Origin of the sequence: Agrobacterium sp. NPDC090283 (assembly GCF_044769685.1) — a bacterium.
GTDB lineage: Bacteria > Pseudomonadota > Alphaproteobacteria > Rhizobiales > Rhizobiaceae > Agrobacterium.
In genome coordinates this window covers 81,427-107,469 of sequence record NZ_JBIVYG010000009.1, presented here as the reverse complement: position 1 = coordinate 107,469, position 26,043 = coordinate 81,427, and the positions used below count along the sequence as shown (strand labels likewise).

Here is a 26,043-nt window from a genome sequence, read left to right as displayed (position 1 = left end):
TCGTTTGATTTTCGGTATGCCTTAAGTGCTTCTCCCCGCCGGTTCGGGTATCGGCGCTCGCTTTTGCGCCGCGGTTCGTGCCGCGAAACACAGGGCGAACATGCCGAGCGAAAAATTGATGGTTGCCGGCATGAAGACGGACACCGGATAAAACAGGATATGCGCGACCCAGAGTGCCGTGACGAAACCGAGTGCCGTCAGCATGGGCAGCGGCGTGATGAGCGCAGAAAATGCCGCCTGCCGTAAGGTTTCCCGAAGTGGCAGGTCCTGTCTCGCCATGAGAACAATGGCGTAGGCGTTGAGGACGATAAGAAACAGCGTCACTGCCAGACTAATCGCAAAAGGCAGGCTGTAGACGAGTTGAAGTCGGGCCGCCCCGGCGTAGCTGACAGTCGCGTAAACACCAGCGCCCACCAGAAATGCGCTTAAAACGACAAGCGCGGTGCCGCGCAGGGCGAATTTTCGAAGGGCCTCGAGGAAGTCGCGCAGCAGATAGGTATTCTCGTCATTTGCGAAGGAAACAGAGATGCGGGCCATGGCCAGCATCGCCGCCGGCATCGTCACCACCGGCAGGCTGGCGATGATGAAGAGGAGGTTGAGCTTCACCATCTCCCACCATTCGCGCTTGATGATATCGAGGAACAGGGCAAGGCCGGTCAGCGGCGGGGCGTTCTTGTCGATCCCGGCCCCTTCCTTCGTCCATAACCCTTCCAGCCATTGCATCGCGTTTCTCCCCGTCGCCTCAATAAAGGATCGATCGTTCGGTGGCGGGATCGAAAAGCTGCGCATTCGTCAGATCGGCCACCAGTTCGACGGGATCGCCGATCTTTGCCCTGAAACGCGGTGAGACGCGCGCAACAAGGTTTCTGCCGCCGGAAACGAGGTTGAGATGCACTTCCGATCCCATCGGTTCCGCCAGTTCCACCGTCGCCCTGAAGGGGGAGACATTGGCGGCATCGATATCCGCCGGGGCGAATTCGTGGAAATTTTCCGGACGGATGCCGAGAATGATGTCCTTTCCTTCATAGGGGAGCAGGCGTGCGGTATCGATGCCCGCCGGCAAAGGCAGTAGGGTGCCGTCGAACAGGGCAACGAAGCGGTCAGCGTCGCGGCGCAGTGTTACGGGCAGCATGTTCATCTGCGGTGCGCCAATGAAACCCGCGACAAACATGTTGACCGGCCGGTCGTAGAGATTTTGTGGCGTATCCACCTGCTGGATATGGCCGTCCTTCATCACCACGATGCGGTCCGCCATGGTCATGGCTTCCACCTGGTCATGGGTGACGTAAATGAAGGTGGCGTCGAGCCGTTTGTGCAGCTTTGAGATTTCCGACCGCATCGTGCCGCGCAGCTTGGCGTCCAGATTGGAAAGCGGCTCATCGAGCAGGAAGACTTCCGGGTTGCGCACCATGGCCCGGCCGAGCGCGACACGCTGGCGCTGACCGCCGGAGAGCGCTTTCGGCTTTCGGTTCAAGAGATGGGTGATGTCGAGAATTTTCGCCGCATCCTTGACCTTGGTGTCGATGAGATCGCGCGGCGCCTTTCTGAGTTCGAGGCCGAAGGCCATGTTCTTATAGACCGTCATATGCGGGTAGAGCGCATAGTTCTGGAACACCATGGCGATGTCGCGATCCTTGGAGGGCACGTCATTCATCACGTCCTCGCCGATGCGCAGTTCGCCGCCGGAAATTTCCTCCAGCCCGGCGATCATCCGAAGCGTCGTGGATTTGCCGCATCCGGAAGGGCCGACCAGAATGATGAATTCCTTGTCGGCAATATCCAGATCGATATCGTGAACGACCTTGAGCGCGCCGAAGGTCTTGTTGAGTTTTTTCAGGGAAATGCTGGCCATCTGTTCCTCGCGCTCACCAATAGGAAGACCAGTTGCGCGAAAGCCTGATCAGCGCTTCCAGATAATAATAATCGCCCCAGGAGACGCACTCATCGACGCCTTCGCCCCGGCAGGTATTGTGCGGCGTCTTCTTGGAATAGGTACCGTGCAGAAGCTGCCCGTTGGAGATTTCCGGATCCCGGACGGCGTAGATATCGGCCAGACTTTTCACCATGCGCCTCGCGAGATCGCGGTATTCCGCCGCCTTTTCCGGCGTCTCAAGCTCCGCCATTTCCAGAAGACCGCAGGCGACGATGGCCGCCGCCGAGCTGTCGCGCGGTTCGCCATCGCCATCCGCAAAAATCAGGTCCCAATAGGGCACGAGATCATCGGGCAGGCGTTTGAGATAGAAGGCGAGAAGCCGCTCGAAGGTGTCGCGATAGGCGGGCAGGCGTTCATAGCGATAGGAAATGGCCATGCCGGCAATGCCCCAGGCCTGCCCGCGCGCCCAGTAGCTCTCATCGCTGTAACCCTGCTTCGTCACGCCGCGCACCGGTGCCCCCGTCTCCGGGTCCATGTAGAATGTATGATAGGTGGAATCATCCGGCCGGACGGAATGGGCAAGCGTGGTGCGGGCGTGGGCAAGTGCCACGGCGCGGTACTCTTCCCGGCCCGTTTCACGGCTTGCCCAATAAAGCAGCGGCAGGTTCAAAAGGCAGTCGATGATGTAGCGATATTCGTTGGGGTTATCCCTGCGACCCCAGGCCTGGATGAATTGCCCGACCGGCTGGAACCGCTCCATCAGCTGATCGGCGGCCATCAGCGCCGCGCGTCTGCCATCCTCGTCCCCCACCAGTTTCCATGCGGCGATGCAGGAGGGTGAATAGAGAAAGCCCATATCGTGATGGTCGGTCTCGATGCGGTTTTCGATACGATGCAGGAAGCTCTGTACCTGAATTTGCGCCGCATGCTGCAAGGTCCTGTCGCCGGTATGTTCGAAGGCGAGCCATATCTGGCCCGGCCAGAAACCGGCGGTCCATTGGTCGTTGGCGACTGCAGGGTAAAAGTTCTTCACGCTCGAATGGTTCTGCGCCGCATAGGTGAACTCAGGCAGGTTGCGCCTGACCTGCGCGACGGCCACGGCCAGCGCCACATCGATTTCGGCGTCTGTGATCGGGGTTGGGAGGGACGTGGTCAAATCGAGCATGAAATCAACCCTTGAGGCCGGTGGAGGCGACGCCTTCGACGAAGAAGCGCTGCAATGCTAGGAAAACGACGAGAACCGGAATGAGCGCCACGACCGAGGCGGCCATGATCAGCCCGTATTCCGCCGAATATTGCGAAATGAACATGCGCAGGCCGATCTGGATGGTCTTCAGCTCGGTCTTGGTGAGATAGATCATCGGACCCATGAAGTCGTTCCAGGTCGTGACGAAGGTGAAGATCGTCAGGGTGGAGAGCGCCGGCTTGGAAAGCGGCAGCATGATCTTCGCCCAGATCTGGTATTCGTTCATGCCGTCGATGCGGGCCGCCTCGCACAGCTCGTTCGGGATCGACATATAGAACTGCCGCATCAGGAAGACGCCGAAGGCGGTAAAGGCCTGCAGGAAAATCAGCGCGAGATGGGTGTTGTTGAGCCCGAACTCGCGCATCAGCAGGAATTGCGGCACCATATAGACCTGCCAGGGCATGGCGATGGTGGCGATATAGCCGAGAAACAGCGTGTTTTTATAGGGAAAATGCAGCTTGGCGAAGGCATAGGCCGCAAAGCTTGACGTCAGCAATTGCAGCAGGGTGACGATGATCGTCAGCTTCGAGGTATTGTAGATGAACAGCGCCAGCGGGATTTTCGTCCAGATTTCCACGTAGTTTTCCCAGCGCGGTTGCGAGGGGACCCACTCGATCGGAAAGGCGAAGACGTCGCGGCTGAGTTTCAGCGAGGCCGACAGCATCCACGCGAAGGGCAGAAGCATGACGATGGTGACGACGATGACCGTCAGATAAATGCCGATCGTGGCGGTGGGGATTTTCCGGCCCATGATGCGCATGGATCAATCCTCCCGCTGCCGTTTGAACTGGACGATGGTGACCATCAGAACCAGGAAGAACAGGACGAGCGCGATCATGCTGGAATAACCGAGATCCCAGGAAATGAAGGCCTCATTGTAGATGTGGTAGACGAGAACCAGCGTCGAGGTGCCCGGGCCACCCTGTGTGATCATGTAGACCTGATCGAAAACCTTGAAGGACTGGATCGTCAGCATGACGGTGACGAAGAAGGTCGTCGGCGCCAGCTGCGGCAGGGTGACGTGGATGAATTTCTGCCAGGCATTGGCGCCATCCAGCCCCGCCGCTTCATAAAGCTCCGAATTGATGCCCTGCAGCCCGGCGAGATAGATGACCATGTAATAACCCATGCTCTTCCACACGCCGAAGAGGATGACCGTGACCATGGCCCAGTGCCGGTCCGCCGCCCATCCCGGCATGTCGGCGGGATCGAGGCCGAGCGTATAAAGCAGCATGTTGACCGGACCCATTTCCGGATTGAAAATCATGTTCCAGACGACGGCCACGGCGACCAGTGACGCGACATAGGGAAAGAACATGGCCGTTCGGAAGAAATTGCGACCGCGGATTTTCTGGTTGAGCAGGATCGCAAGCCCGAGCGCGCAGGCGAGCGTGGCCGGCACCGATGCGACCGTGTAAATGACCGTGTTCCAGAAAGCCGCGATGAAGGCCTTGTCTTCGAACAGCCGCCAGAAATTATCGAGACCGGCAAAACGCATCGCGTTGGAGCCGTCCCAATGCATGAAGGCGAGCGCGAAGGCAAAGAGGATGGGTCCGAGTGTGAAAATCGCAAAGCCGAGAAAATTGGGTGCAATGAAGGAATAGGCGACGAGCGCATTTTCTATTCCGCGCCGCCGTTTGGAGACGATCCGGACTTTTTTCCTGCGATACGGAGTCGCCTGCTTGTCGGACATGGTCGCGGTTGCGATTGCCACAGCATATCTCCCATTGCCGCCATTTCACCGCTTTATCGGTACCGGCTGCCTGCATTTTCCATTGCGGCCCGGCTCTTCGCCCTGCCGCCTCCCGCGCTCTGGATAACACAATATCGATATTGGTCAAACAACTTTGCATAAAGTCAGACAAATTTTCTGGTTTTTCAAAAATACGTATGATAGGAGGCCCATATGGGATTACGGAACGCGCGGGAGGTCTCAGGGCGTGTTTGTCGAAAGGATGCAGCTTCTTCCCGATCGGTTCGCCGATTTCGGCGTGGAGCTTGCGGCGGAAAAAATTCGCTCTTCAGCTACGGAGGCGGTTCGCGGCAGTCTCGTCGAGGCGGCGGAGCAGGCTCTTGGCGAGCCCTGGTCCGTCATTATGGCGGGCGATTACCGGGAATATAGCCTGAGCGGCAATCGTGACCGTTTCGAAGGACTTTATTTTTCCCGCCGGCTGAAGCTGAACGCGCTGGTTCTGGGAGAATGCGCGGAAGGGCAGGGCCGTTTTCTTGATGCCATCATCGATGGTCTCTGGCTGATATGCGAGGAAAGCGGCTGGCAATTGCCCGCCCATAATTCCCATATTCGCGGTGGCCCACGAGACGCTCTGCCCGATCCGCAAAATCCGGTGATCGACCTGTTCGCTGCCGAAACGGGCGCCAATCTCGCTTTGTGCCTGCATTTGCTTGCACCGGAACTGGAAAAGGCAAATGCCAACCTCGTTTCCCGCGTCCGCGCCGAGATCGACCGGCGCATCACGAGGCCTTATCTCGCCCGCCATTTCTGGTGGATGGGGAATGGCGAAGAGCGGATGAACAACTGGACGGCCTGGATCACCCAGAATGTTCTCCTCTCCACCCTGCTGTTGCCCACCGATCAACCGGCGCGGCGTTCGGTCGTGGAAAAGGCGCTCAAGAGCCTCGACGCGTTTCAGAAGGATTATGCGGAAGATGGAGCCTGCGAGGAGGGCGTCCTTTATTACGGCCATGCGGCACTTTGCCTGTTCGGGGCGATGAGCATTCTCGAGGCCTCCGCGCCCGGCTCCATGGCGCCGCTCTTCGAGACGCCGAAACTACGCAACATGGCGGAATTCATCTTCAACATGCACGTGGCGGGAGAGAGTTTTTTCAACTTCGCAGATGCGCCGGCGAAGGTCGAGATATCGGGCGTGCGGGAATATTTCTTTGGCAAAGCCGTCTCTTCCCCGCCGCTCCAGGCTTTTGCCGCGGCTTGCTGGCGTCGCTCATCGGACCGGCTGATGCGGAGGGAGTGGAACCTCTGGTATCGCGTCCAGGCGGTTCTCGCCATGCCAGAACTGTCTGCGCTTGCTGTTGCAGAACCGGCGAAGACCGAGATCGCCTATCCCGGCATCGGGCTGGCGATTGTCCGCGACCGGGTTTTCGATCTTGCCGTGAAGGCGGGCAATAATGGCGAGAGCCATAATCACAACGATGTCGGCAGTTTCACGCTTTATAAGAAGGGCCGGCCGTTCATCATCGATGTCGGGGTCGAAACCTACACCGCAAAAACCTTCTCGCCACAGCGCTACGACATCTGGACGATGCAGTCGGCCTTTCACAATCTGCCGACTTTCGGCGGCGTCATGCAGGCTGCCGGGACAGAGTTTACGGCAAGGGACTTTGTGACCGCATTCTCTGAAGAACAGGCGGAGGTTTCTTTCGATATAGCCGGGGCCTATCCCGCCTCGGCCGGTGTCGAGCATTACCGCCGCTGCGTTCGGCTGCTGCGTGGCAGCCATGTGGAGGTCGTTGACGATTATCAGGGCAGCCGGGAGGCGGTTCTGTCGCTGATGGTTGCCGAAAAGCCCGCCGTCACGCCGGGCGGCCTGAGCTTTGTGGGTCTCGGAGAGATAGCCTGCGAAGGTGCCGGGGAGCTTGCCATCGAAGCCATATCGATCGAGGACGCCCGCCTTCGCCAATCCTGGCCGCCGGCACTCTATCGCATTCTCATCCCTATCAAAGCCAAATGTCTGTGCCTGAGGATCAGTTAAGGAAGTGCCGATGAAGCTTACACTCAAGGTCGTCAATGCGGCCGGCGCTGTTCTGGCGGAGGCCGGAGCGGAGGACGAAGTTTTGCTGGTCTATCGCGCAGAATATTGCGAAGGAGACCGACTTGTCGTCGAGGTGTCGCAGCCCGGTCATATCTGGCTTGCGCTCGATGCCGGCATGCCGCCGACGCTGGTCTTTTTGCAGGGCACCGAATTCATTCTGCCCGTTCCTTCTGTTGCAAAGCGCAAATCTTACCCACCGCAGGCCTTCAGCGGAAACCTTCACCGGATCGCCGCCCGCGGCACGCTTGCCGGCGAAACCGGGGTTCGCAGAAACCTGGCCCTGAACCCGTTCGACGATCATGAAAATACCTCGCTGTTTCCGCATGTCTATGCGAGCACTGAAACGCGCGGGGAGGCGGCCTTTGCGGCCCGCAATGTCATCGACGGCGAAAAGGCCAGCGCGGGTCACGGTTTCTGGCCCTATACAAGCTGGGGCATCAACCGCGATCCCGAGGCTTCGCTGACGCTGGTATTCGGCCGCGCGGTCCTTATCGACCAGCTGACCTTTTACCTGCGGGCGGACTTCCCCCATGATGCCTGGTGGGAAAAGGCGAGCGTCACCTTTTCCGATGGTGAAAGCGCAAGCTTTTCACTGCAGAAAACCGGAACGGCCCAGACTTTCCCGGTCGTACCGCGCCGGGTGGAATGGATCCGCCTGCATGACCTTAAAAAAGCCGACGATCCGTCGCCCTTTCCCGCGCTGACGCAAATCGAGGTCTGGGGGGCTGATCTGCGGGAAGCGCCGTAGATTCCCGGTCGCGTCTTTCAGGGCGCAGAGCTGCGAGGCCGTTTATCGGAAATCCTCTAGCTGTGTGCGATGCCGCGCAGGTCGCGCATCATGTCGCGGTAGCGGTGCTGACTGCCACGCAGATGCGCCTGCATCGCCAGCTTTGCCGCCTGCTCATTTCGGTCCGATATGGCGATGACGATGGCTTCGTGCTCCTTGTGGATCAATCGCCGGTAAGCTGTCTGGTCGTTCTCTCCAGTTTCGGAAACCACGCGTGACTGTGGAATCACGGCCTGACCGTGCAATTCGAGGAACTGCGTGAAGAGTGGATTGTTGGTTGCTGCCGCAATGGCCAGATGCAGCGCCAGATCCGCCTCGCGAATGGAGCGGTTCTCCTCGATACATTGGAGAAGCCGGGCGTGACAGTCGAAAATCGCCTCTTCCTGCGATGGCGAGCGGCGAAGAGCGGCGAGGCCCGCCGCTTCGATTTCAAGCGGCGTCCTGATTTCCAGCACTTCCAGATCGGAAGAGAGACGGGCGCGGTCGATACCGGGTGCCTGCGACGCCTCCTTTTCCCGTTTCAGCACGAAGATCCCGGCACCCTGACGAACCTCCACCAGCCCGTCGCAGCGTAACGCCGTGACTGCCTCGCGCACGACGGTGCGGCTGACGCCATGGGTTTCCGTCATTTCGATCTCGCTGGGCAAGCGGTCGCCGGGTCCATATTGCCCGGAGGCAATCGCATTTCTCAGACTGAGGCTAACTCTGCTGACCAGAGAACCGGAGGATTTGCTGCGCTGTTTTTGCTGTTCAGGCACGTCGGTCACCATGCATTAAAATCGAGGCAGGCGTGGAGCCTGTCAAATATGTATGATGAATTTCAATAAAACTCAATGATCATACCAATTTTACCCGCCATCATGCGGAAGACGCGCAGAATGGTATTAAAAATCTTCTCGACTCTGGCCGGAGAGGTTAGGCGGGGCCGGCAAGCTGCTGCGTGGAAACGGCATGTAACGCCCTGCCGGTCCTGGAAAAGCTTTCGATATTGCCGATCGTGGTGTCCGCGATGTTCTTGAGGGCTTCCTGCGTGAAGAAGCCCTGATGGCCGGTCACCAGAACATTGGGGAAGGTCAGCAGTCGCGCGAAAACATCGTCACGCAGCACGTCGTTGGAAAGGTCCTCGAAAAAGAGATCGGCCTCTTCTTCATAGACATCGATGCCGAGACTGCCGATCGTGCCGTCCTTCAGACCCGCAATCGCGGCCTGCGTGTCGATGATGGCGCCACGGCTGGTATTGACGAGCATCACGCCCTTTTTCAGAAGCGGCAGTGTCTCCCCACGAATGAGATGACGGGTCTCCGGCGTGAGCGGGCACATCAGCGCCAGAATGTCCGATGTTCGGAAAAGCTCCTCGCGCGTGACGTAGACCATGCCCAGCGCTTCGCAATCGGGATTTGGCCGGAGATCGTGGCCGACGAGACGGCAGCCGAAGCCGGACGCAATGCGCGCAAAAATCGCTCCGATCTTTCCCGTACCGACAATGCCGACCGTCTTGCCGTGAAGGTCGAAGCCGAGCAGGCCGTCAAGGGCGAAGTTGCCTTCGCGGACACGGTTATAGGCGCGGTGAATCTTGCGGTTGAGCGACAGGATGAGCGCCATCGTGTGTTCGGCGACCGCATAGGGCGAATAGGCCGGGACGCGCGCAATGGTCAGGCCAAGTTTTTCGGCGGCGGCGAGATCGACCTGATTGAAACCGGCGCAGCGCAGGGCGATGAGCCGAACACCCATTTCCGCCAGTTTCTCGAGCACGGGTTGCGACAGGTCGTCATTCACGAAGGCGCAGATCGCCGCCGCTCTCTCCGCCAGCGCCACCGTTTCAAGAGACAGGCGCGCTTCGCAATATTGCATTTGCATATCGGGCCGGGCGGCGGCCTCAAGGAACTGCCTGTCATAGGGTTTGGCGCTGTAAACCACGATCCGCATCTGTTTCTCCAGTTCCGAAACGAAAGCTGCCGTTACAGGGCGATGCGTCCGGCAGGTAGCTTAGCTGCGAAGACCCGGTGCTTCCTGTCCCGTGCTTTCGACATATTCGGTATAGCCGCCGCCATATTGGTGGATACCTTCAGGTGTCAGTTCCAGTACCCGGTTCGACAGGGCGGCGAGAAAGTGGCGATCGTGGGAAACGAACAGCATCGTGCCTTCATAATCCGACAGGGCCTTGATCAGCATTTCCTTGGTGTCGAGGTCGAGATGGTTGGTCGGTTCGTCCAGCACGAGGAAATTCGGTGGGTCGAACAGCATGGCGGCCATGACGAGACGGGCTTTTTCACCGCCGGAAAGAACGCGGCAGCGTTTTTCCACGTCGTCGCCGGAAAAACCGAAACAGCCGGCAAGAGCGCGCAACGGCGCCTGGCCGGCTTTCGGAAAACGCTCTTCCAGCCATTCGAGAATGGTGCTGTCGCCATCCAGAACATCCATGGCATGCTGGGCGAAATAACCGAGTTTGACACTGGCGCCGAGGGTGACATTGCCGGAGTCCGGTTCCGCCGTGCCCGTCACCAGCTTCAGTAGCGTCGATTTTCCAGCGCCGTTGACGCCCATGATGCACCAGCGCTCCTTGCGCCGCACCATGAAATCGAGGTCGCCATAGATCGTGCGGCTGCCATAGGCCTTGTTCACCTTCTTCAGCGCGACGACATCCTCGCCGGAGCGGGGAGCAGGGGCAAATTCGAAAGCAACCGTCTGACGCCGTTTTGGCGGTTCGACGCGGTCGATCTTCTCGAGTTTCTTTACGCGGCTCTGCACCTGCGAGGCGTGCGAAGCGCGGGCCTTGAAGCGTTCGATGAACTTGATTTCCTTGGCGAGCATGGCCTGCTGGCGTTCGAACTGCGCCTGCTGCTGCTTTTCGTTCTGCGCGCGCTGCTGTTCGTAAAAGCCGTAATCACCGGAATAGGTGGTGAGGTTGCCGGCATCGATTTCGATGATCTTGGTGACGATGCGGTTCATGAATTCGCGGTCATGCGAAGTCATCAGCAGCGCGCCGTCATAATTCTTCAGGAAGTCTTCGAGCCAGATCAGGCTTTCGAGATCGAGATGGTTCGATGGTTCGTCGAGCAGCATCACGTCCGGACGCATCAACAGGATACGCGCAAGCGCCACGCGCATCTTCCAGCCACCGGACAGTTTTGAAACGTCTCCGTCCATCATCTCCTGGCTGAAGCTCAACCCGTCCAGCACTTCGCGTGCACGGCCTTCCAGCGCATAGCCATCCAGCTCCTCATAACGCGCCTGCACTTCCCCGTAACGTTCGATGATGGCGTCCATCTCGTCCATCCGGTCAGGGTCGGACATGGCGGCTTCCAGTTCCCGGAGTTCCGCAGCCACTTCGCTGACCGGGCCTGCGCCCTCCATGACCTCGGCGACGGCGGAGCGGCCGGACATTTCGCCGACATCCTGATCGAAATAACCGACCGTCATGCCCTTTTCGACGACGACCTGCCCTTCATCGGGCTGCTCTTCGCCGGTGATCATCCGGAACAGCGTCGTCTTGCCGGCGCCGTTCGGGCCGACGAGACCGATCTTCTCGCCACGATTGAGCGCGGCGGAGGCTTCGATATAGAGAATGCGGTGGCTGTTCGACTTGCTGATATTTTCGATACGGATCATGACGGGGCCTGTGAATGGGAGCGGCCCTCCTATGCCACGGGCCGCCGCCGCTGTCACCTGTCGTGCTGTCCTGTCAACCATGCAGGGAGAACAGGCGCGCTGATACCCCGGACGGTTTCGGCGATTGCCGTCAGTTCGTGAGTGTGGCTATGCTGCCAGCGGCCTTGCGGGCGATTTCGCCGAAGGCTGTCACGATCTGCTCCATGTTTTCCGGCGCGTAATAATTATCGGCGCTGGAGGCGCAATATTGCAGCAGCGACTTGCCCTTGTCCGGCGCCATGAAAGCGACGCTGAAAATCTTGATCCCGTCTTTTTTGGCGGTCTCGCAGGTGGTGCGTACCGACTGGTCGATGCTGGAATTCCATGAAGCGCTGTTTCCCGTCATTTCGCCGTCGGTCATGAGAACGATGTAGCGCTCGAAGGATTCGTTCCCCTGCGTTTTATGGGCTTTCGCCTCGTCGGGGTTGGCTTTTTTCAGGGCGTTATAGGCGGCGTTCAGGCTGCTGCGGGCATCCGTGCCGCCGGTGGGAAACTCCGGGATTTGTTTGTCCACGTAGCTGACAACGCTGCTCGTACCCCAGCTGATGGGCTGGGCCGCATAGGTCTCATGTGTATAGACGGAGGCACCCGTGCGAACGAGTTCGGAACCGCCGCTGGCGGTATAGGTCGGGTCAGCCTTGTTCAACGTCGTGACGAGGAACGCGACGGCGGTTTTGAGCGACGTGGCCTTGTTGACATAGCAGGGTGATGTCTTGCCCAGATTGGGATATTTGATCCAATTATCGGCCGTATAATTCTGGCACGACGTTTTTTTGGTGTCGACCGTATCCGTCTTGAAGGACATCGAACCGGAGCGATCAAGCGCCAGATACATGGAGATCGGCGCGCCCTTGTTGACGGTGCTTTTTGCGGTGCCGGTGACCGAAAGATCGAGCGTTTTTGCGCCAAGGAATCCCAGCAGCGGATTGAGGTCTATCCTGCGGTTGATCGTGGTCTCGACGGTGTAGGTCTTGCCACGCGCATTTTCCGTTGTCGTGATGTTGGTTGGAGAATTTTGCTCCAGTTCCTTTTTCTCCTGCTCGGTCAGGGCCTTTTCCATCTGGGCGGCGATGAAGGCCTTGGCGATTTGCTTGAGCTGTTCGTCGCTTAGCTCGCCTTTTTTCAGACGGGCCTCGGTGGCCGCTGCAAGCGCTGCAGAATCCGCCGTATTCTGCATGTCCGCCTTCGCCTGCATGACATTGGCAAGCTCCAGTCCGGCACCGGCAACACCCAGCAACACCGGCAACAGGATTGCCGTCATCATGCCGAAATTGCCGCTGGTATCGGCAAGAAAACGACGCTTCGGTTTTTGATGTGCGGAGGCGATCATGACGGGCTCACGGATTAGAATATTCGACTGGGCGCAGGAAACCCGCAAACGATGTAGAATCCGCTAACGTGATCGGTTTAATTTTATATAGCGTTCAAATTGACGCAGTTTTCGAAGTATTTTCAAGAATTGTTTTGCGCGATGTCTGCAATAATACACATCGTGTCATTATTGGACGGGGATGACGTCGACGGCCTGTTTTATCTGCTGGTTGCCATAGCTCTTCAAGACACCGATAACAGGCGCGACATCGGAATAATCCCGGCCATAACCGACGACGATGTGGTCGCTTCCAGCGACGATATCATTGGTGGGATCAAGTTCCAGATAACCGGCTGCCTCGCCGCACCAGATGCGAACCCAGGCATGCATGGCATCGGCGCCTTCCAGCCGTTCCTTGCCCGGCGGAGGAATGGTGCGCAGAAAGCCGCTGACATAGCCGGCGGGAATGCCGAGGCTGCGCAGCGCCATGATCATGATATGCGAAAAATCCTGGCACACGCCGCGCTTCAGCTTGAAGGCTTCCGATGGCGTCGTATCGACAGTCGTCGCCTCGCCGTCATAGATGAAGTCCCTGTGGATGCGTTTGCACAGAGACAGCGCGATTTCGCGAATGGTCATTCCGGGTTTCAGCAATTCCCGGGCATAGGCGGATATGGCCGCGTCCATTCCGATCCTTGGGCTCGCGCCGATGAAATGGTGCGGTGACTGGAAATCGAGTGACCAGACATCGGCCAGATCTTGCGGCAGGCGGGAAAGCTCGGGAGAGAAATCCGCCGTCAGCGCCGGCGCTTCCACCATCACGCGGGCCTGCATGCGGATATCCAGCTTCTCGTGCGGCGCGCGCAGATGCACTGACGTGGCCGATTGACGAAAGAAATCCTCAAAGACGGCCCGTTCTTCCGGCGTGGGCGAAACATCAATGGAGCCGGCGACAAGCCGCTGCCGGCCCGGGATCGAGAGTGGCAGCACGCGGATGATGTGGCGCGCGCCGTGGGCCGGCGTATCGTAGGTGTAACCCATATGCAGGGAAAGATCATAAAGCATAGGATTATCCGAGATAGGTCCGGGCCAGAACATCGGAGAGATGTTCCATGTCGGTTTCAAGCTGGCGATAGATCGCACCGTTCATGTTTTCAGGTGTCATGACGGCGAGCCCTGAATGCAGGCGCATCGCCTCGCGATAAAAGGGGGACATCTGGCCGTTGACGAAGGCATTTGGAAGCTGTTCCACCTCGGTGCGGATCTCGTTCAGCTGGAACAGGATCGAGCGGGGGTTGAGCGGGTCGAGCGCCAAAAGATCGGTCACGGTCAGCCCGGCCGTATTGACGTTGTAACGACGGCGATGGGTCATGACGCTGTCGCCGATCTCGAGCAGCATGTCATAGGAGCCGTCAGGCGCATCCGGGCCGGTCATATGGCCGAGAAGACGCGTCATATGCAGGCCGCGCTCCAGGTAACGGCCGATCGACAGGAAACGCCAGCCGGTAAAACGATACATGTTTTCATGCACGAGACCGGCAAAGCCCGCAAGCTTGCGCAAGAGGATCGTCATGGCGTGGGTGGCGTCGTCGCCGGGGGCCACTTTCGCATGGAAGCGGCGGGCCGTCTTGGCAAGGTCGTTCAGCGCCAGCCATCCGTCGGGCGAAAAGCGGTCGCGGATGTTGCTGGCGGAATAAAGTGCGCTGTTGATGTTGTTCAGCAGGCTTTCCGGTACGGCATCGCTCATCTCCACATCGAGCGCTTCGAGATATCGCGTCACATGCGCGAGCAGAGGCTGGCGCGGATCGGCGGATTCGGCAAAACGCCCATGCCAGGCGCGTAAGATTCGCAAGGCGCCTTCGGAGCGTTCGATATAGCGGCCAAGCCAGAAGAGATTGTCGGCCGCGCGGCTCGGCAGGCTGCCCGGCATATTGCGGGTGAAGCTTTCTTCCGCCGGCAGAAGTGTGGTGCGTTCCACCGGCTTGTCGCTGACGATCCAGACATCGGCCGCGCTTCCGCCCGATTGCATGGCGATGGCGGAGACATCGTCGCCGCTGCCGATGCGGGCGAAGCCACCCGGCATGATCTGCCAGCCATCCTGGGTGCGGGCGGCAAAAACGCGAAGGCTCATCGGGCGCGGCACGAGCTTGTTGTCTATATAGGCGGGCGTTGTCGAAAGCGTCACCACTTCCTGTCCCACCAGCCTGTGGCCGTCGGAGGCGAGCCAGTCGCTGATCGATTCCTTTGCCGTTTCACGCAGGGACGATCCGAGCACGGATTGTCCGTTGTCGTCAAAGAAGGGCAGCCGGGAATAGGCGGGGCCGATAACCATGCCTTCGATATTGCCGGCGACGTGGCGGCGTTCCGATTCCTGCCCGCACCACCAGGTCGCGATCGATGGCAGTTTCAGCTCCTCGCCCAGAATATGGCGGCAGATACGCGGCATGAAAGCGAGCAGCGCACGCGTTTCGAGAATGCCGCTGCCGAGCGCATTGACGACGGTGAGTGCCTCATTGCGCAGCGCCTGCACCATGCCCGGCGTGCCGATATGGGATTGCTGGTTCAGTTCCAGCGGATCGGAATAGGAGGCATCGAGACGCCGCCACAGCACGCCGATCGGTTTCAGCCCTGCCACGGTCCTGACCATGACGCGACCGTTGACGACGGTGAGGTCCTCGCCTTCCAGCAGCATGAAGCCGAGATAACGGGCGATATAGGCATGTTCGAAATAGGTTTCGTTGGCGGGGCCGGGCGTCAGCACGGCGATCCGGTCGTCGGGATGTTTTCTCTGCGCCTGCAGCGTGTCGCGGAAAGCGCCGAAAAACGAGGCCAGACGGTGCACATGGGTTTCGGCATAGATATCGGAAAGCGCACGGGTGGTTGCCACCCGGTTTTCAAGCGCGAAACCCGCACCGGAGGGCGCCTGCGTCCTGTCGGCCAGCACCCACCAGTTGCCATCAGGGCCGCGCCCGATCTCGAAGGAACAGAAATGCAGATAATGGCCGCTTGCCGGCTTCACGCCGACCATGGGCCGCAGATATTCCGGATTGGAGGCGATCAACGCCGGCGGCACGAAGCCTTCCTTCACCAGCCGGTTCTCGCCGTAAAAATCGGCGACCATGGCTTCCAGAAGATTGGCGCGCTGTTTCAGCCCCTCGGAGAGAACCGCCCATTCCCTGTCATCGATCAGCACCGGAATATGGGAGATCGGCCAGTTTCTTTCGCTGCTGCCCTTGCCGTAATCGCGGTAGAACACGCCGGCATCGCGCAGATAGCGGTCGGTGCGGGCAAAGCGCTCGTGCAATTCCCGTTCCGACATGCGCGACAGGGCGTCGAGCAGGGTTTTCCAGACCGGTCTGACCTTGCCGTTGGTATCGAGCATTTCGTCGGCAACGCCCGGCAAAGGGGAATATTCAAGCCCGCGTGGTTGCGCGCTCGGTTCCGTCTTGCGTTCCGTTGCCGGGGCTTTGGACAATTTACACTCCGTAAGGCCGACGCAGATCGAGCGTCAGCGGAAATTCTGGCGACATGGTTTCCGCGTGAAGCGGATATTGCCCTGCCGTATGTCCCCATGGTTCGAAACGGGCAAGGCGGCGCGCCTCGGCCTCATTGCCGTTGACGGGAAACGTCTCGTAATTGCGCCCGCCCGGATGAGCAACATGGTAGATGCATCCGCCGATCGATCGCCTCGACCATGTATCATAAATGTCAAAGGTCAAGGGTGAATTGACGGGAAGGACGGGATGCAGGCCGGAGGCGGGCTGCCATGCCTTGAAGCGGACGCCGGCCACCGAAACGCTGCGGTTTTCCGTGGGCGTCAGCGGAACGGCCCGGCCGTTGCAGGCCACGGTGTAGCGGGCGGGATTGGAGGTTTCCAGCCGCACCTGCAGGCGCTCGACGGAACTGTCGACATAACGCACGGTGCCGCCGATCGCTCCCTGTTCGCCCATCACATGCCAGGGCTCCAGCGCCTGACGTAACTCCAATTTTGCGCCCTCATATTCCACCTCGCCGAAGAAGGGGAAACGGAATTCCTGCTGGGCAGTGAACCATTCCGGTTTCACGTCGAAGCCGTTTTCCTTGAGGTCGGCAAGCACATCCAGGAAATCCGCCCAGATATAATGCGGCAGCATGAAACGGTCCGCGAGCGCCGTGCCCCAGCGCACGAATTTGCCGGCGGCCGGATTTTTCCAGAAGCGGGCGATGAGGGCGCGCACCAGCAATTGCTGGGCAAGCGACATACGCGCGTTGGGCGGCATTTCGAAACCGCGGAATTCCACCAGCCCGAGACGGCCGGTCGGCCCGTCGGGCGAAAACAGCTTGTCGATGCAGATTTCGGCGCGGTGGGTATTGCCCGTCACATCCGTCAGCAGATTGCGGAACAGCCGGTCGACCAGCCATGGCAGCGGCGGCACGCCTTCTCCGGGGGCAGGCACCTGCGCAAGCGCGATCTCCAGCTCGTAGAGACTGTCGTGGCGGGCCTCATCGATACGCGGCGCCTGGCTTGTCGGGCCGATGAACAGGCCTGAGAAGAGATAGGAGAGCGAGGGATGCCGCTGCCAGTGCAGCACGAGGCTTTTGAGAAGGTCGGGCCGGCGCAGGAAGGGGCTGTCATTGGGGCTCGCGCCGCCAACCACCACATGGTTGCCGCCGCCGGTGCCGGTGTGGCGGCCATCGATCATGAACTTGTCGGCGCCGAGACGCGACTGGCGCGCCTCCTCATAAACAGCCGTGGTGATGTCGACGCAATCCTTCCAGCCCGCGGCGGGGTGGATGTTGACCTCGATGACGCCGGGATCGGGTGCGACGCGGATGACATTGACGCGCTCGTCATGCGGGGGTGCATAACCTTCGATATGGACGGGCAAGCCAAGATCGGCGGCTGCCGCTTCTGCTGCTGCAATCAGTTCGAGATAGTCCTCGATGCGCTCGACCGGCGGCATGAAGACGCAGAGCCGGCCGTCACGCGGTTCCACCGACATGGCGGTGCGCACTGCGCCGCCGATTTCACCGAGCGTCTGTTCTATGCGCTCCTGCCCCGGGGCCTCGCTGGCATGGAAGGAGGCTTCCGGCATGGCGCGGCCCGATGGTGTGAAGACATCGGGAAGCGGACCGCGGGGGATCGAAGGATCGGCCTCGTGAATATAGGGATAGGCGGATGGCGGCACATAGGGCAGGGTGCCGAGCGGCAGACGGTAACCCACCGGGCTGTCACCCGGAACAAGAAATATTTTGCCGCGCCGCGTCTTCCATTTTTCGCTGATCCAGCGCTTGCCGCCGGCGCGCGCATTCCACGCCTGAACGGGAAGAATATAGCCGGTCGGTGTCGTCAGTCCCCGCTCGAAGACGCGGGCAATGCGGTTTCGCTCCTCCGGGTCCTTTAGCTTGGAATTGGACGGGTCGACATTGTCGGGAAGGCTGCCTTCCTTGATGATCCATTCGGCCGGGTCCTCATAGGCCGGCAGCACCAGATCCGGCTCGATGCCAAGATGGGAGGCTATGCCGCCCAGCAGTTTCTGCGCATCTTCCGCCTTGACCCCTGTATTTGCGCCCTCCTCGGCGATCAGCGCCGGATTCTGCCAGATCGGCAGGCCGTCCTTGCGCCAATAGAGCGAGAAGGTCCAGCGCGGCAGGCTTTCGCCCGGATACCATTTTCCCTGCCCGTAATGCAAAAAACCGCCCGGTGCGAAACGTTCGCGCAGGCGGCGGATCAGGGCATCGGCCTTTTCACGCTTTGTCGGCCCGACCGCGCCGGTGTTCCATTCGTCGGATTCGAAATCGTCGATGGAAACGAAGGTCGGTTCGCCGCCCATGGTCAGCCGGACATCATGGGTGTTCAGAACGTCATCGACCTCCTGGCCGAGCGCGTTGAGTTCCTCCCAGCTTTCATCCGAAAATGGTTTGGTGATGCGCGGCGTTTCGGCAACCCGCCGGACCTGCATGTCGAAGGCGAATTCCGTGTTGGCATGGCCGTAATAACCGCCGGAAATCGGCGCCGCATTGCGGTAATGCGGCGTTGCCGCCAGCGGAATATGGCTCTCACCCGTCAGAAGCCCGGAGGTGGGGTCGAGGCCGATCCAGCCGGCGCCGGGCATATAGACTTCGGCCCAGGCGTGAAGATCGGTAAAATCCACCTCCGTGCCGGACGGGCCATCCAGCGCCTTGAGATCGGGGGTGAGCTGAATGAGGTATCCCGACACGAAACGGGCGGCGAGGCCAAGATGCCGCAGAACCTGCACGAGCAGCCAGCTGGTATCGCGGCAGGACCCCTTGCCGGAAGCGAGCGTCTCCTCCGGTGTCTGGACGCCCGGTTCCATGCGGATGACGTAACCGATCTCCTGTTGCAGGCGGGCATTGAGGCCAACGACCATGTCCACCGTCGGCTGCTCCGGTGTGCGGTCGACGGTGGCCATGAAGGCCGCGAGCAGCGGGCCGGTCGGTTCCGGTTTCATGTAGATGGACAGGTCGTCACGCAATTCCTGCGGATAGTCGAAGGGCCATTTGGTCGCCTCTTCCTCCACAAAGAAATCGAACGGATTGTAAACCGTCATATCGGCGACAAGATCGACCTCGATCTTAAATTCCGTCGCCGGTTCGGGAAAAACGAAACGGGCGAGGTAATTGCCGTAGGGATCCTGCTGGAGGTTCACGAAGTGATTGGAGGGTGAAACCTTGAGCGAATGGCTGATAACGTGGGTTCTGGAGTGCGAGGCGGGCTTTAATCTGATGATCTGTGGTCCAAGGCGAACCGGATTGTCGTATTTATAATGCGTCAGATGATAGATGCTCGCTTTGATCGCCATTAATCTGCCTTGCCCGGTTTTCCGGCTTATGCGGTTTGTCCGCCCCTCTGAAATTATTCGGATTTTGTGCAATGCAGGAAAAGAAAGCAAGGATCATTTCCGGTGGCAACCGCATTGTTGGTGGAGGCCGCGATATTTGCCCGAGGTAAGAATTGTCCGGGCTTTTCAATCATCGCCGCTGAGATTTCGCCGGGATTGTGGACAAGGTTGAACGGCGTGTTATTGCTTGGCATCGAAAGGCGCAGAATCGCGACCCGCTTTCTTTGCCGACTGACGTTTCGGAATGGAATGAATGGCAACAACGGTGACCGACGATCAGCGCAAGAGCGCGGCTAATCTTTCGGGTTTCGATCTCGATTTCCCGGCGCAGCTGCGCATGATGGGGCGTGCCTTCTGGACCTCGCCGGTGCGCACCCGGCTGATCCTGCTGTCGATGGCGCTGCTTACGGTGATATTGCTTACCGCCTATGGGCAGATCAAACTCAATGAGTGGAACGCTCCGTTTTACAACGCGCTGGAGCGGCGCGATCTTGCCGCCTTCATTCACCAGCTCGAGGTCTTTGCCGTCATCGCCGGGCTGTTGCTTCTCCTCAACGTCATCCAGACCTGGCTGAACCAGATGACGGCGCTGAACATGCGCGAGGGTCTTGCCAAGGATATGGTGGATCAATGGCTGAAACCGGGTCGCGCCGCCCGTCTTGCCGGTTTCGGCACGATTGCGATCAACCCTGACCAGCGCCTGCATGACGATGTCCGCAACCTTGCGGAAAGCAGCACGGCGCTTTCCATCGGTCTGGTGAACGCGACGATTTTGCTTGTCAGCTTTATCGGCGTTCTCTGGTCGCTCTCGGCCGGCTTTGCCGTCACCATCAGCGGCGAGACCTATGCGATCCCCGGCTATATGGTCTGGGCGGCGATCCTTTATGCCGGTTCGGCTTCCCTGCTCAGCAATCTCGTCGGTTATCGGCTGGTCGGGCTGAATGCCGAACGTTATTCCAAAGAGGCGGAGCTTCGCTTCTCGCTGATGCGGGCCAGCGAAAATCTTGCCGCCATTGCCCTTGCGCGTGGTGAAAAGAACGAAAGGCGGCGAATCGGTATCGACATCGATGCGGTGCTTGGCGTTATTCGCGGGCTCGCCATGGCGCTGACGCATCTGACATGGGTTTCGGCAGGATATGGCTGGCTGGCGGTGGTGGCGCCGATCCTGATTGCGGCTCCGGTTTATTTTTCTGGTAACCTCACCTTCGGCGGGCTGATGATGGCCGTCGGTGCGTTCAACCAGGTCAACACGGCGCTGCGCTGGTACATCGACAATTTCGGCCCGATCGCCAGCTGGAAGGCGACGTTGCAGCGCGTTTCGGTGTTTCGAAACGCCCTTATCGAGATGGACAGCGTCGAACAGCATGGCCTCACGATCGATCTGCAGCGGAGCGCGGAAAATGAAAAAGTCCGCCTACAGTCGGTGACGATCTGCCGCGATGCGGGTGGACAGGATCTGGAGCGCGGCTTCCAGCTGCGCGAGAGCGAAATCGAGGTTGGGCCGGGCGAACGGCTGATGATCAATGGCGAGCAGGGCGTGAACCGGCGGCTGCTCTTTGCGGCCATGGCAGGCCTGTGGCCCTGGGGGCAGGGCAGGATCGAGATGCCCGAACAGTCCGACACGCTTTTCATTGCCCAGCACGGTTATCTGCCGGCGGGATCGCTGCGTGAAATCCTCGCCTATCCACGTGCGCCCCAGCGTTTTGCCGATGCGGACTATGTTGCGGCGCTTGCTGCCTGCGGGCTTGGCGAGATGGCCTCCCGCCTCGAGGAAAATATTCGCTGGGACAAGAAGCTGGATTCGGACGAACAGGCCAGCATCCGGGTTGCCAATGCCCTGCTGCTGAAGCCGAAATTCATCGTTGTCGACGATTTGCTCGAAGGGCTGGAAAAACAGACGCAGGATACGCTGGCGGAGGTTTTGAACGGGATTGACGGTGCGGCGATCATCTATATCGGCCGGTCGGAAACATTCCTGTCGGTTCTTGCTCCGGCCGTGGCGCATCTCGACCATACCGCCCAGAAGGAAAATATCTCCGGGAACGACAACGCTCCGCAGTAATTCAAGGGGCTATGGGACTGATCGGAGCGGACTAGAGCCGCAAATGCCATTTGTCCGAATCGAGCCGCTGCTGTTTGGCCAGGCTTATGGTGGTGTCCGGCTCCACCTGCGAACGCAGGGCAAGGGTGCCGGTCGCCAAGCTGATGGCGACGACGCTGGCGACCGCCAGGACGATACGGTCGTAGCGCTGCTGTATTGTGTTGTTTCCACTCCAGTCATAGGCCATTCGCACGCCCTCGCGTTTTTTGGAATCGTGCCTCATCATGGTTAACCGAAGCTTACGATGGCTCTGTGATTCCTTGCTGTTTTGGAAGGGCTGCCGCGACAAATCGGCTATTGGCGGATGGGGTGCGGTTGTTTAAGTCCGGCAGCGGGAGGCTTGTGAAAGGACTTTGAGACATGGACCAGCAACCGCCCGCCGATATGGAACTCACGCTCAGAACGCTTGCCATGCCCGCCGATGCCAACCCGGCCGGCGATATTTTCGGCGGCTGGGTCATGTCGCAGATGGACCTTGCCGCTTTCGTCCGCGCCAATGATGTGGCCGGCGGCCGCACCGTTACCGTCGCAGTCAATGAGATCGTCTTCAAGAAGCCGGTCAAGATCGGCGATACATTGTGTGTCTATACCAAAATCGAAAAGATCGGCCGCACCTCCGTTACACTGAAGATCGAGGCCTGGACCCGCAGGCATTATCAGGATTCCCGCGAAAAGGTAACCGAGGCCGTCTTCATCATGGTCGCGGTGGACGAGAGCGGCGAACCACGCCCCGTCCGCAAGGAAGCATGACGCGGCACCCTCATTTTCTTTCCAAAGAAAATTCCGAAGCGCCCGCGAAAGAGTAAAAGCACAGGCGTTTCGGATTTTTCGCAATTCGATATCCGTCCGCTCAATACTTTAGAAATATCCAATTTATTTATCAATTTTTGCGATCAAGATATGGAATAGGACGGGGATCAGGCTTTGACCATTCCAGGTGTTGTTATTGTCGGCGGCGCTCACGGCACGCTCGCCCTTGCCCGCAGTCTCGGCGCCCTGAATGTGCCTGTCTATTATCTCACCCATGATTCCCCTTTGCCGGGCTGGTCGCGTTTCGTGCGGAAAACGATCCGCTGGGCCGGCCCGCATGATGCAGGGGCAATGCCGTTCCTGCGTCAGATGGCCGACAAGCATGGTTTGAAGGGCTGCCTGCTGGTCCCGTCCGGCGACGGCGAGGTCCAGCTCGTTGCGCAGCATCGTGAGGAACTGTCCGCCCTCTATAAAATCATCCTGCCGGATTGGACGGCCCTGCAATGGCTTTGTGAAAAACCGCTGCTTTACCAACGCGCCGCAGAACTGGGCGTCAGTATTCCCCGAACCTATGCACTGACATCGGCCGCTGACATCGATACGCTGGACATATTGTTTCCCGTTATTCTCAAGCCGAATATGGGGGGTGGCGATACCACCATCGCCCGGGCGAAAGTCATTCGCGCCGATGACCGGCATGCCCTGAAAACAGCTTTTGCCGATGCGAGTGGAGAGATCGGTGCCGGCAATGTCGTCGTGCAGGAACTCATTCCGGGCGGGGGAGAAAGCCAGTTCTCCTATGCGGCGCTGTGGCTGAACGGAGAGCCGGTGGCGGAGTTCACCGCCCGGCGCGCCCGGCAATATCCCGTCGATTTCGGCTATACCAGCACCCGCGTCGAGGTCGTCGATAACGGGCAAGCGGTGGATGCGGCCCGAAAAATACTGAAATCGGCCGGTCATAGCGGGCTGGTCGAGGTTGAATTCAAGCTGGATGGCCGGGACGGGAAACTGAAGCTTCTCGATATCAATCCACGCCCATGGTCATGGTTTGGCCTTTGCTCGGCGGCGGGCATCGACCTTGGCGCCCTGCTATGGCGGGTCGCCAATGGGGAGCCGGCCGGCCAGCCCGCCAATGTGCGGCAGGGCGTCTCCTGGTCCTATCTTGTCCGCGATACCGTTGCCGCTTTCACATTGGCCCGGAGGGGGCAGGCGAGACCTGGCGACTATTTCGCTTCTCTGGGCAAAATCCGCAGCTGGGCCGCCTTTGCGCCGAACGATCCTTTGCCGGGCCTGATCGATCTGCCGCTGACGGCCTTGAGGGTTGTGAAGAAGCGTCTTCTTCCTGGTCTGGCGTCAGGGCAATCGGGGAGGGTGTTCTTTCCGCCGATAAAGCGCCTTGTAAAATATGGAGCCATAAGGGCGGGGCTGGAGGTGAGCTCTCTCACGGCCGTCCGTTCGGCATTTCCGTCTTTTGCCGGTCGCGGTGTGATCTTTACGCTTCACCATGTGCGGCCGGGTGGGGCTGCTTCGGCTTTTGCCCCGAATGTGCAATTGTCCGTCACGCCGCAATTTCTGGAAGAGGCGATACAGGCTGCGCTGGAATGTGGTCTCGTTCCCGTCCATCTGCACGATCTGCCGGCCCTGCTTGCCGATAATCATGAAGGCCGGTCTTTTTGCGCCTTCACGCTCGATGATGGTTATCGCAACAATGCGGAATATGCCGCGCCGATCTTCCGCAAATATGCCGTGCCTTACACGATTTTCATCACGCCGGGTTTTGTCGAGCGGACGCGAAGCCTCTGGTGGGAAACCGCCGCGGCCCTGACGCAGAAGGCTGCGTCATTCGAATTCGATTTCGGGACGGGGTCGAAGCAGGTGGCTTGCGCCAGCCCTTCGCAGAAAGCGGAGGCATTCACGCGCCTTGAAGATTTCGTCCAGAATTTTTCGGAGGATGAGGCGGTGGACAGGATCGATCGTGCCGCGAGGCAACACGGCGTCGATCCCATCGCGATCGTGGACGAACTTGTCATGAATGAGGATGAGCTCAGAATGCTGTCGGAAGACCCCCTGGTGCATTTCGGCGCGCATACCATGACGCATGTGAATATGCGAAAGATCGATGCCGCGCGTCTGGCTTATGAGATTGCGGAATCGACGCGCCAGGTGGAAGCTTATACAGGCCATCGGCCACTGTCCTTTTCCTATCCCTATGGCTGGGTAAAGGCAGTGGGAGAACGTGAAGCGAAAGCGGTTCACGATGCAGGATTTTCCGCGGCTGTGACCACACAGGCTGGCGTTATCGGTCCCCACAGCCTTAAAAAGCCGACGCAGTTGCCGCGCGTATCGCTGAATGGACGCTTTCAGAAGAAGCGCTTCGTCAAGGCGCTCATCTCGGGTCTGCCCTTCCGGTTCATCTAGCGACGTTGTTCGTTCGCCATCTCTCGACCACCTCGCCATATATGGCTGCGGCCTGCGTTTGGCGTTCTCTTTTCCCGTTTCCGATTTCTTCTCTCGTTCTTTGAACCTCTTTGCGGCTGATTGGCCAATCCGAGAGGCTGCGAAAAAATTTTTGTTATTCACATCTAGTTATCTATTGATTATAAATAAATTTATTGACGAAAAACATTACAACTTTTCTGAAGGCTTCGCCCGTGCTGCTGATTTTTGCCGATGATCTGACCGGCGCCCTCGATGCTGCCGCCCCCTTTGCCGGGCGTGGGCTGGCGACCGAGGTTGCGATCGGGCTTGATGGTGTGCGTGCGGCGCTGGCGGATGCGCCTGCCGTCCTCAGCGTCAATCTCGGCTGCCGCGATGGCGGGGCGGATGAAGCTCGCCGCCGCACGCAGGAACTGTTGGCGCTGGTTCCGGCCGATACCATTCTTTTCAAGAAGATCGATTCCCGCCTGAAGGGGCATATTGCAGCGGAAATGGACGCGATTTCCTATCGGCACGCGCTCGTCGTACCCGCAATTCCGGATTTCGGACGTGTCGTTGTTGACGGAGCCGTTTCCGGCTTTGGCGTCGACGTTGCCATTCCCGTCCATGAAAGGCTGGGCGGACATGCCGGCCGCTGCACGATACCCGATACGCGGTCGAAGGGCGATATCGGGGAAGCCCTCGCCGCCGCGCAGGCGGAAGGGGCCGATCTTCTGGTTGGCGCGCGTGGGCTTGCCGAGGCGCTGGCTGAAGCGATGACGGCGCAGGTTGTTCCCAAGGCCGCGATCATTCCAGCCGGAAAGGGGCTTTTTGTCATCGGGTCTCGCGATCCGATCACGGTGGAGCAGATTGACGGTCTCAAAAGTGTCGGGCCCGTCTCGGTCGTGGAGGCACCGAATGGTGTCCTGCCCCGTCACGCTTATGACGATGCCGGCCTGACGCTGGTTCAAGCAACGCAGGGTACGGAAAATCTCTCGCCGCTTACGGTTTCAGACCGGCTGGCGGAAGGCGTCGTGCCGCATTTTACCGCCAGGGCGGCCAGGCTGTTGTTGTCGGGTGGAGCCACGGCCGAAGCCGTGCTGCGGGCCATGGGCATTTCGCGTTTGCGTCTTGCCGGCGAATGCCTGCCGGGTCTCGGGGTCGGCTGGGCCGGCGACCAATGCATCATTGCGAAGTCCGGCGGTTTTGGGCAAGCTGACACGTTGAAACGGATCGCGAAAATGATGCTTGGCGACAATGACGCTGGAGAGAGCTGACCAG

Annotated in this window: 19 protein-coding genes; 6 read left to right on the top strand and 13 right to left on the bottom strand. The window is 59.4% G+C overall.

What is annotated here, in order from left to right; all coding sequences use genetic code 11:
* Positions 1-21: 21 nt before the first annotated feature.
* Genes ACIQUH_RS15000 through ACIQUH_RS14980 form a run of 5 tightly spaced genes read right to left on the bottom strand, consistent with a single transcriptional unit; the run spans position 22 to position 4,812 of the window.
* Complete coding sequence (locus tag ACIQUH_RS15000; protein ID WP_400816395.1) at positions 22-723, bottom strand: DUF624 domain-containing protein; 702 nt, start codon at positions 721-723, stop codon at positions 22-24.
* 19 nt (positions 724-742) lie between these two features.
* A complete protein-coding gene (locus ACIQUH_RS14995) occupies positions 743-1,852 on the bottom strand; it encodes an ABC transporter ATP-binding protein (RefSeq protein ID WP_400816393.1) in 1,110 nt (369 codons plus the stop codon).
* Positions 1,853-1,865: 13 nt separating this feature from the next.
* A complete protein-coding gene (locus tag ACIQUH_RS14990; protein ID WP_400816391.1) occupies positions 1,866-3,038 on the bottom strand; it encodes a glycoside hydrolase family 88 protein in 1,173 nt (390 codons plus the stop codon).
* Between the two features lie 4 nt (positions 3,039-3,042).
* Positions 3,043-3,879, bottom strand: a complete 837-nt coding sequence (locus ACIQUH_RS14985) for a carbohydrate ABC transporter permease (RefSeq protein ID WP_400816388.1) — start codon at positions 3,877-3,879, stop codon at positions 3,043-3,045.
* A gap of 3 nt (positions 3,880-3,882) precedes the next feature.
* Positions 3,883-4,812, bottom strand: coding sequence for a carbohydrate ABC transporter permease (locus tag ACIQUH_RS14980; RefSeq protein WP_400816586.1), 930 nt, complete (start codon positions 4,810-4,812; stop codon positions 3,883-3,885).
* A 247-nt stretch (positions 4,813-5,059) separates the two neighbouring features.
* On the opposite strand from ACIQUH_RS14980, the gene ACIQUH_RS14975 reads away from it, so the two are divergent.
* Positions 5,060-6,847, top strand: coding sequence for a heparinase II/III family protein (locus tag ACIQUH_RS14975; RefSeq protein ID WP_400816386.1), 1,788 nt, complete (start codon positions 5,060-5,062; stop codon positions 6,845-6,847).
* Between the two features lie 10 nt (positions 6,848-6,857).
* Positions 6,858-7,655 carry a carbohydrate-binding protein gene (locus ACIQUH_RS14970; protein ID WP_400816384.1) on the top strand — a complete coding sequence of 266 codons (798 nt, stop codon included), beginning with the start codon at positions 6,858-6,860 and terminating at the stop codon, positions 7,653-7,655.
* 56 nt (positions 7,656-7,711) lie between these two features.
* Here ACIQUH_RS14970 and ACIQUH_RS14965 read toward each other — a convergent pair whose 3' ends face one another.
* The 7 genes from ACIQUH_RS14965 to ACIQUH_RS14935 form a co-directional block, all read right to left on the bottom strand.
* Entirely contained in the window at positions 7,712-8,464 is a 753-nt protein-coding gene (locus tag ACIQUH_RS14965; protein WP_400816382.1) for a FadR/GntR family transcriptional regulator, read from the bottom strand.
* Between the two features lie 145 nt (positions 8,465-8,609).
* Positions 8,610-9,620, bottom strand: coding sequence for a 2-hydroxyacid dehydrogenase (locus ACIQUH_RS14960; RefSeq protein ID WP_400816380.1), 1,011 nt, complete (start codon positions 9,618-9,620; stop codon positions 8,610-8,612).
* Between the two features lie 60 nt (positions 9,621-9,680).
* Positions 9,681-11,303 (bottom strand): ABC-F family ATP-binding cassette domain-containing protein, encoded by a 1,623-nt coding sequence (locus ACIQUH_RS14955; RefSeq protein WP_400816378.1) that lies wholly within the window; start codon positions 11,301-11,303, stop codon positions 9,681-9,683.
* 130 nt (positions 11,304-11,433) lie between these two features.
* Positions 11,434-12,672, bottom strand: coding sequence for a pilus assembly protein TadG-related protein (locus tag ACIQUH_RS14950; protein ID WP_400816376.1), 1,239 nt, complete (start codon positions 12,670-12,672; stop codon positions 11,434-11,436).
* Positions 12,673-12,840: 168 nt separating this feature from the next.
* On the bottom strand, positions 12,841-13,719 hold the full coding sequence (locus ACIQUH_RS14945) for a transglutaminase domain-containing protein (protein WP_400816373.1): 879 nt from the start codon (positions 13,717-13,719) through the stop codon (positions 12,841-12,843).
* Positions 13,720-13,723: 4 nt separating this feature from the next.
* Positions 13,724-16,129 carry a circularly permuted type 2 ATP-grasp protein gene (locus ACIQUH_RS14940; protein WP_400816371.1) on the bottom strand — a complete coding sequence of 802 codons (2,406 nt, stop codon included), beginning with the start codon at positions 16,127-16,129 and terminating at the stop codon, positions 13,724-13,726.
* A gap of 1 nt (position 16,130) precedes the next feature.
* Positions 16,131-19,457: a DUF2126 domain-containing protein gene (locus ACIQUH_RS14935; RefSeq protein ID WP_400816369.1), complete on the bottom strand. Its 3,327-nt coding sequence runs from the start codon at positions 19,455-19,457 to the stop codon at positions 16,131-16,133.
* A 292-nt stretch (positions 19,458-19,749) separates the two neighbouring features.
* Between ACIQUH_RS14935 and ACIQUH_RS14930 the strand changes: the two genes are divergently transcribed.
* Positions 19,750-21,558, top strand: coding sequence for an ABC transporter ATP-binding protein/permease (locus ACIQUH_RS14930; RefSeq protein WP_400816367.1), 1,809 nt, complete (start codon positions 19,750-19,752; stop codon positions 21,556-21,558).
* A 31-nt stretch (positions 21,559-21,589) separates the two neighbouring features.
* On the opposite strand, the gene ACIQUH_RS14925 is transcribed toward ACIQUH_RS14930, so the two are convergent.
* Positions 21,590-21,784 (bottom strand): hypothetical protein, encoded by a 195-nt coding sequence (locus ACIQUH_RS14925; RefSeq protein ID WP_003519634.1) that lies wholly within the window; start codon positions 21,782-21,784, stop codon positions 21,590-21,592.
* 173 nt (positions 21,785-21,957) lie between these two features.
* On the opposite strand from ACIQUH_RS14925, the gene ACIQUH_RS14920 reads away from it, so the two are divergent.
* The 3 genes from ACIQUH_RS14920 (at position 21,958) to ACIQUH_RS14910 (ending at position 26,039) form a co-directional block, all read left to right on the top strand.
* The gene (locus ACIQUH_RS14920) at positions 21,958-22,347 is read left to right on the top strand and encodes an acyl-CoA thioesterase (RefSeq protein ID WP_400816365.1); all 390 of its coding nucleotides are present in this window, start codon (positions 21,958-21,960) and stop codon (positions 22,345-22,347) included.
* Between the two features lie 174 nt (positions 22,348-22,521).
* The gene (locus ACIQUH_RS14915; protein WP_400816363.1) at positions 22,522-24,765 is read left to right on the top strand and encodes a polysaccharide deacetylase family protein; all 2,244 of its coding nucleotides are present in this window, start codon (positions 22,522-22,524) and stop codon (positions 24,763-24,765) included.
* 233 nt (positions 24,766-24,998) lie between these two features.
* Positions 24,999-26,039, top strand: a complete 1,041-nt coding sequence (locus tag ACIQUH_RS14910; RefSeq protein ID WP_400816361.1) for a four-carbon acid sugar kinase family protein — start codon at positions 24,999-25,001, stop codon at positions 26,037-26,039.
* Positions 26,040-26,043: the final 4 nt, after the last annotated feature.

What these genes read in the sequence shown, in the direction of transcription:
- ACIQUH_RS14990 (WP_400816391.1), bottom strand. Translation starts at nt 3,038, where the DNA reads ATGCTCGATTTGACCACGTCCCTCCCAACCCCGATCACAGACGCCGAA.
- ACIQUH_RS14935 (WP_400816369.1), bottom strand. Translation starts at nt 19,457, where the DNA reads ATGGCGATCAAAGCGAGCATCTATCATCTGACGCATTATAAATACGAC.
- ACIQUH_RS14925 (WP_003519634.1), bottom strand. Translation starts at nt 21,784, where the DNA reads ATGGCCTATGACTGGAGTGGAAACAACACAATACAGCAGCGCTACGAC.
- ACIQUH_RS14955 (WP_400816378.1), bottom strand. Translation starts at nt 11,303, where the DNA reads ATGATCCGTATCGAAAATATCAGCAAGTCGAACAGCCACCGCATTCTC.
- ACIQUH_RS15000 (WP_400816395.1), bottom strand. Translation starts at nt 723, where the DNA reads ATGCAATGGCTGGAAGGGTTATGGACGAAGGAAGGGGCCGGGATCGAC.
- ACIQUH_RS14920 (WP_400816365.1), top strand. Translation starts at nt 21,958, where the DNA reads ATGGACCAGCAACCGCCCGCCGATATGGAACTCACGCTCAGAACGCTT.
- ACIQUH_RS14985 (WP_400816388.1), bottom strand. Translation starts at nt 3,879, where the DNA reads ATGCGCATCATGGGCCGGAAAATCCCCACCGCCACGATCGGCATTTAT.
- ACIQUH_RS14980 (WP_400816586.1), bottom strand. Translation starts at nt 4,812, where the DNA reads ATGTCCGACAAGCAGGCGACTCCGTATCGCAGGAAAAAAGTCCGGATC.
- ACIQUH_RS14930 (WP_400816367.1), top strand. Translation starts at nt 19,750, where the DNA reads ATGGCAACAACGGTGACCGACGATCAGCGCAAGAGCGCGGCTAATCTT.
- ACIQUH_RS14950 (WP_400816376.1), bottom strand. Translation starts at nt 12,672, where the DNA reads ATGATCGCCTCCGCACATCAAAAACCGAAGCGTCGTTTTCTTGCCGAT.
- ACIQUH_RS14960 (WP_400816380.1), bottom strand. Translation starts at nt 9,620, where the DNA reads ATGCGGATCGTGGTTTACAGCGCCAAACCCTATGACAGGCAGTTCCTT.
- ACIQUH_RS14970 (WP_400816384.1), top strand. Translation starts at nt 6,858, where the DNA reads ATGAAGCTTACACTCAAGGTCGTCAATGCGGCCGGCGCTGTTCTGGCG.
- ACIQUH_RS14945 (WP_400816373.1), bottom strand. Translation starts at nt 13,719, where the DNA reads ATGCTTTATGATCTTTCCCTGCATATGGGTTACACCTACGATACGCCG.
- ACIQUH_RS14965 (WP_400816382.1), bottom strand. Translation starts at nt 8,464, where the DNA reads ATGGTGACCGACGTGCCTGAACAGCAAAAACAGCGCAGCAAATCCTCC.
- ACIQUH_RS14995 (WP_400816393.1), bottom strand. Translation starts at nt 1,852, where the DNA reads ATGGCCAGCATTTCCCTGAAAAAACTCAACAAGACCTTCGGCGCGCTC.